This is a genomic window from Parasphingopyxis sp. (assembly GCF_052168295.1).
Taxonomy (GTDB): domain Bacteria; phylum Pseudomonadota; class Alphaproteobacteria; order Sphingomonadales; family Sphingomonadaceae; genus Parasphingopyxis.
In genome coordinates this window covers 23,151-29,421 of the sequence record NZ_JBQLZN010000087.1, presented here as the reverse complement: position 1 = coordinate 29,421, position 6,271 = coordinate 23,151, and the positions used below count along the sequence as shown (strand labels likewise).

General features: G+C 66.5%; 5 protein-coding genes. All 5 read right to left on the bottom strand.

Annotated features, from left to right (window positions below; all coding sequences use genetic code 11):
• Window positions 1–1,473: bifunctional phosphoribosylaminoimidazolecarboxamide formyltransferase/IMP cyclohydrolase (gene purH / locus ACTS1Z_RS14055; RefSeq protein WP_442625101.1), on the bottom strand; the 1,473-nt coding region annotated here is incomplete at its 3' end.
• 61 nt (window positions 1,474–1,534) lie between these two features.
• Complete coding sequence (locus ACTS1Z_RS14050) at window positions 1,535–3,268, bottom strand: heparinase II/III family protein (protein WP_442625100.1); 1,734 nt, start codon at window positions 3,266–3,268, stop codon at window positions 1,535–1,537.
• The gene (rpe, locus tag ACTS1Z_RS14045) at window positions 3,265–3,927 is read right to left on the bottom strand and encodes a ribulose-phosphate 3-epimerase (RefSeq protein WP_442625099.1); all 663 of its coding nucleotides are present in this window, start codon (window positions 3,925–3,927) and stop codon (window positions 3,265–3,267) included. The genes ACTS1Z_RS14050 and rpe overlap by 4 nt, the downstream gene beginning before the upstream one ends.
• Before the next feature lie 100 nt (window positions 3,928–4,027).
• Window positions 4,028–5,287 (bottom strand): RsmB/NOP family class I SAM-dependent RNA methyltransferase, encoded by a 1,260-nt coding sequence (locus ACTS1Z_RS14040; RefSeq protein ID WP_442625098.1) that lies wholly within the window; start codon window positions 5,285–5,287, stop codon window positions 4,028–4,030.
• 47 nt (window positions 5,288–5,334) lie between these two features.
• Complete coding sequence (gene htpX, locus ACTS1Z_RS14035; protein ID WP_442625097.1) at window positions 5,335–6,258, bottom strand: zinc metalloprotease HtpX; 924 nt, start codon at window positions 6,256–6,258, stop codon at window positions 5,335–5,337.
• Between the last annotated feature and the right edge of the window lie 13 nt (window positions 6,259–6,271).

The following is a 6,271-nucleotide window of genomic DNA, read 5'->3' as shown; positions in this document are numbered from 1 at the left end:
CGGGAAGAACGCGTCGGACGCCACCGCCGAACCGATCGTGCGCGGTTCCGGCCAGCCGGCCTTTTCCGCTGCATCCTTAGCCTTCCATGCCGCGATCCGCGCCGATTCCAGCCGGTTCATCTGGCCCGCGCCGATGCCGGCCGTCGCGCCGTCTTTCGCGTAAACGATCGCGTTCGACTTCACATGCTTGGCGACGCGCCAGGCGAACAGGCAATCGGCGAGTTCCTGTTCCGTGGGCGCGCGCTTGGTGACCGTCGTGAGATCCGCTTCGCCGATCTGTCCGCCATCGCGCGACTGGACCAGCAAGCCGCCCGCGATGGTTTTCATCGTGAAACCGGGCCGGGCCGCGTCAGGCAGTGACCCTGTCAGCAGCAGGCGGAGATTCTTCTTCTTCGCGAAGATGGCGCGCGCCTCGTCGTCGGCATCTGGCGCGATCACGACCTCGGTGAAGATCGCGGTGATCGCTTCGGCGGTGCGCGCATCGAGCGGCCGGTTCAGCGCGACAATGCCGCCGAACGCCGAGACCGTATCGCAGGCGAAAGCGGCGTTATAGGCCTCAAGGACGGAGCCGGAGACAGCCACACCGCACGGATTGGCGTGCTTGACGATTACGCAGGCGGGATCGCTTCCGCCGAATTCCGAAACCAGCTCGAAGGCCGCATCGGCGTCATTGTAATTGTTATAGCTGAGCGCCTTGCCCTGGACCTGCTCGGCTTGGGCGATGCCCTGCGTGCCGACCGCCGCGCCGCGATAGAGCGCGGCCTGCTGATGCGGGTTCTCGCCGTAGCGGAGCATATCGACGCGATTGAACGCCACCGGCATCGTCTCGGGAAAGGGCGTTGCGCCAAGTGCTTCCGGGCCTTCGGGATGGGTGAATGCATCGCCCCAGGCGAACCAGTTGGCGATCGCCGAATCATAGGCCGCGGTATGCGCATAGGCCTTGGCCGCGAGCCGGATACGCATCGCCGGCGACGTCTTGCCGTCATGCGCATCGAGGCTTTCGATAAGGGCGGTATAATCCGACGGATCGGTGACGATCGCGACATGGGCGTGGTTCTTGGCCGCCGAACGCACCATGGACGGCCCGCCGATATCGATATTCTCGATTATTTCCGGGCGTTCCGCGCCGCGCGCGACGGTCTCGGCGAACGGATAGAGATTGACGACCACCAGATCGATCGCGGCGATGTCATGCGTCTCCATCGCCGCGACATGCTCGTCATTGTCGCGCACGGCGAGCAGGCCGCCATGGACTTTCGGATGCAGCGTCTTGACCCGACCGTCCATCATCTCGGGAAAGCCAGTGAGATCGGATATGTCGCGAACGTCGAGACCGGCATCGCGCAACGCTTTCGCCGTACCCCCGGTCGACACGAGTTCGACGCCATGCCGCGCCAGCGCCTGGCCGAGTTCGACCAGACCATCCTTGTCGGACACAGACAGCAATGCGCGGGAAATCTTCACCTGGGTCATCGAAAAATCCTGTGTGCAAGAGCCGGCGCGATACGCCCGTTCGAAAGTGTCTTTGTATTCCCTATCCGGCGCGGCGGAACAGCCAGCCGATCGTCGCCCCGCCGGGCTCGGCCTCGCCCGCCAGGACCAGTTGCTTCGTCTGGCAGAGCCGCGATTTCTCGTCGATCCAGACGCTGTCATCGACCATCAGGCCCGTCCCGCGGCAGCGGAAATGCCAAGCCGGCCCGCCGTCCACGCGCAGCAACGCGCCCATATTGTCGGCGGTCGGAGAAACGTCGATGCCCGGGCCGAGGTGAAAGCGGATGGCGAAGGCCGCGCCCTCCGACTTTCGCCGGCCGGCCGGCAACAATACGTCTTCGCCGCGCAGTTCGTCCCCGTCTTCGGAGAGGCCCATCTGGCGGCGATGGACGAAGCCGAAACGCGGGGCATAGCCGTCATGGCTCGCTTCGAGCCGTGCGACACCATTGCGCTCGCGGCGGCTGAGTTCGACCTCCACAACGCCGCGCCCCAATGAGCCATCCGGATTGAGCGCTGTCGAGTTGCTGTCGGCCAGGGTCAGCGTCGAATGGGCGGCCGTCGTTCGGAGGCCGTCGGCGAAATTCTTGGGCAAGGCCGTGCCGCCCGCGCCGCCGCAATTGACGACGATCCGGTGCGCGCCGTGCGAGAGTTCGAAGGCGAGGGTCGAGGCGCAGCCGCCGGTTTCGAGCCGCATCGATGGCGGCGGGGCGGCGTCGAAGACGATCACCGTGTCGCCCGCCGCTACGCGCTGATAGCCCCAGTCCCGCGCCGAGCGCAGCGGCAGGGCGCGGTGCCCGGTCGCCTCGATCGCGGCGGCGATACGGCGGCCCGGTATCGGGGGCCCGCCCTGCCAGCTCGACAGCCCCCCATCGCCGAGCGTCACACCGAGCAAAGCGGGAATCGCGAAAGACAGAGCAGAATCGAAAGGCGCCGGAAAGGGCAATTGGCGCGCATCATAAGCCGCACGCAGCATCGCCAGCGTCTCGACAAGCGCAAGCTGCGCGACGGGCGAGCGGCAGATCATGCCGCCGTCCGCCGTCAACGTTTGCGACAGCGCGCGTTCGAGGCCCAGTTCACCGCGCATCACGCGCGCCTCCCCGCCCTGTACGAGCAATCCCGCGCCGATCACGCCCGCCCAGGCGCGCACCTGCGTCAGGCCCGGATTTTCCTTGGGTGCGGCGCGCTCGAGGTGCCGCGCCCCGCGCGCCAGGGTGTTGAGCACGGCCGAGCGATAGATGAGATCCGTCGAAGCGAGAATGACCGGCGCGTAGCTCGTCCAGAGAAAGACCCGATGGCCCCACATATCGGTCCGCCAGCCGGCCTCGGCCACCTTGCCGCCATGGCTTTCAAGCCAGTCGCGCATCAGCTTTTCGGCAATCGGCACGATTTCGTCGCGCGAACCCGCCGCAGACAGATCGCGCAACCATTCGAAGCTTTGCAGATAGTCTGCGAGACCCGGCGATACGTCGAGCGCGGCGAAATCGAGATCGGCGAGCGCGAGCTCCTGGCCGTGATAGAGCGCCCGGCCCTCGAGCAGGGACTGGCCACGCGTGCGGTCTCCGGGGATCGGATCCTCGGGCACTGCAAGCAGCTTCAGCGGGAATTTCCCGCGCAGCCGCAACCGGTGCAGCGGGGTGCGCCAGATCAGGCGGCGGAACCGCGTGGCGATCTTCTCCGACAAGGACAGGCCCCCATCGTCGAGCCGGATCAGCCGCCGGCCCTTGTCGATACTGTCGCGCGCCTCCGCCGGCACCTCAATGCGCTCCGCGACCGTCATTGGCCCCTCAACGCGGCGATATTGGTCGCATAATGGTCCGGCCCGCCCCGGAACGTCGCCGTGCCGGCCACAAGGGCATCCGCGCCTGCGGCGATCGCCCTCGGCGCCGTATCGGGATCGATGCCGCCATCGACTTCAAGGTCGATCGCCTTGCCGGTCTCGTCGATCCGCGCGCGCACCGCCTCGATCTTGCGCAACTGGCTGTCGATGAAGCTCTGTCCGCCGAAGCCCGGATTGACGCTCATCACGAGTATCAGATCGAGATCGTCGAGCAGATTGTCGAGCGCATCGACCGGCGTTCCGGGGTTGAGCGAGACGCCGGCCCGCTTGCCGAGCGACTTGATATGCTGGATCGTCCGGTGGACATGCGGTCCGGCTTCGGGATGGACGGTGATCGTATCCGCCCCGGCCTCGGCGAAACCATCGAGAAACGCATCGACCGGCGATATCATCAGATGCACGTCGAAGGGCTTGTCCGTGTGCGGGCGCAATGCCTTCACGACGCCAGGTCCGATGGTGAGATTGGGGACGAAATGGCCGTCCATCACGTCGATATGGATCCAGTCCGCGCCGGCGGCGTCGATCGCGCGCACTTCTTCCCCCAGCTTGGCAAAATCTGCGGAGAGGATCGAAGGCGCTATGCGGACGGGCCGGGCCATAATCGCGCAGCCTTAGGTGAGGGCCGGGAATCGGGCAACCGGCCATCCCCGCCTGCATCCGGAATTTGGGGATAAGACGCACAGTTTGTGCGATTAAGCCCTAGCTGTGCCGAAACCGGACAATGAAAAAACCGTCCGATCCGCCCGGGTCCGCAATCTCGCCGGGCAGAATGCGCAGCCAGCCTTCGGGCGCGGTGGCGAGACCGGCGGGCAGCGCCTCGGACTCGATTGGCGCCACAGCGAAGGCGGGATGACTTTCCAGAAAACCGCGCGCTACGGCTTCGCCTTCTTCGGGTTCGAGCGAACAGACCGCATAGACGAGCGTGCCACCGGGTTTCAGCCAGCGCGCCGCGCGATCGAGCATCGCAGTCTGTATTTCGGCGCTTTCCACAATAACACGCGGGCTCGCACGATAGAGTACGTCGGGATGCCGCCGGAAGATGCCGGTCGCCGAACAGGGCGCGTCGACCAAGATGGCGTCATAGGCCTCGGCCGGCGCCGCCCATTGCAACGCATCGGCCGTTACAAGTTCCGCCGAAAGACCGGTCCGCGCGAGATTTTCGGAAAGTCGCGCCAGACGACTTTCGGCGCGATCGACGGCCGTGACGTTCCAGCCCTGCGCTGCCAGTTGCAGCGTCTTCCCGCCTGGCGCGGCGCACAGATCGAGCGCCGCCCGGCCTTCGCCGTGGCCGAACAGACGCGCGGGTAGCCCAGCGGCGATATCCTGGACCCACCAGCGCCCCTCGGCATAACCGGGCAGCCCGGTAACGGCGGCGCGTTCCCGTCGGACATGACCGGGCAGCAGGCTCACGCCCTCCAGCGCGGTCGCTAGCGCGTCCGTCTCTGCAGGATCGGCGAGCGTGAGATCGAGCAACGGGGGCGCGGCTATGGCCCGCGCGGCAGCCGCCACCATGGCGTCGCCCCATGCGGCGGACCAGCGCTCTACAACCGACCCTGGCAGCGTCGGCACTTCGGGAAGCTCAACATCCTGACGGGAGAGCGTGCCGAAAACGCCATGGGCGAGGCGCTTCGGCCCACCCGTAAGCAGGGGAAGTGCGGTGGAAATGGCGGCATGATGCGGCGTATCGAGCGCCAGCGCCTGGGCCAGCGCCATGCGCAGCACCATCCGGGCTTTCGCATCGTCGGGCAACGGGTTCTTCGTCGCGCTGTCGATCAGCCGGTCGTAATCCGGCAGGCGGCGCAGCACCTCGCCGACAATGGCGGCCGCGAGACCCCGATCGTCGGCGCGCTTCAGATGCCGGAACGCCCGGCCCATCGCGCCGTCGACCGATTTGCCGTGCCGCAAGACGGCATCGAGCAGTGTCAGCGCCGCGCGCCGGCTCTCAACCCCCTGCGTCATTGTCCCCCTGCTCGATTGTCGAAGTGCCGCGCCAGCCGGATCGGCGCTCAGCGTCCGCGCCCGTGCGGATCGAGTGCGCTGCCCGGCCGGGAGGAAATACCCCCGATCCCGTCCATATCGCTCGGCCCGAGGCCCGGTCCATCCATGACCGCGGCCATCTTGTTCAGCTCCGCGATGCGGTCGCCGGTATCGGGATGAGTCGAGAAGAGGCTGCGCGCACGCCCGAAAATGGCAGGCACGATATAGAGCTGGGCCGCGGCCGGGTTACGGTCCACGACCGGATTGTGGATGCGCGATGCGCCATTGGCGAGCTTGGCCAGCGCAGAGGCCAGCGCCCCGGGCTTGCCAGAAATCTCCGCACCGCCGCGATCCGCGCCATATTCGCGCGTGCGGCTGATCGCCATCTGCACGATCATCGCCGCGAAGGGCGCGAGAAACACGGCCACGAGCGCGGCAAGCCCCGCGCGTCCGTCGCCGCCGCGGAAGAAATAGCCGTAACTGGCGAGCATCGAGATCGCGCCGGCGATCGTCGCCGTCATCGTCATGATCAGCGTATCGCGGTTGCGGACATGGGCGAGCTCGTGCGCCATCACGCCCTCGACCTCGTCGCGATTGAGGATCTCGAGCAGGCCGGACGTCGCCGCAACCGCCGCATTTTCGGGATTCCGCCCGGTCGCGAAGGCATTGGGATGCGGGGAATCGACGATATAGACTTTCGGCATGGGAAGCCGCGCCTTGGCGGCGAGCCGCTCGACGAGCGCATAGAATTCGGGCGCCGATCGCGCATCGACCTCGCGTGCGCCATGCATGCGCAGGACGATCTTGTCGGCATTCCAATAGGTGAAGAGATTCATGCCGGCCGCAACGACAAGCGCGAGCAACATACCCACGCGCCCGCCGAGCATGAGCCCGACACCCATGAAAAGCGCGGTCATGACCGCGAGCATGATAAGCGTTTTGAGCTGGTTCACCTTGCGTCTCCGT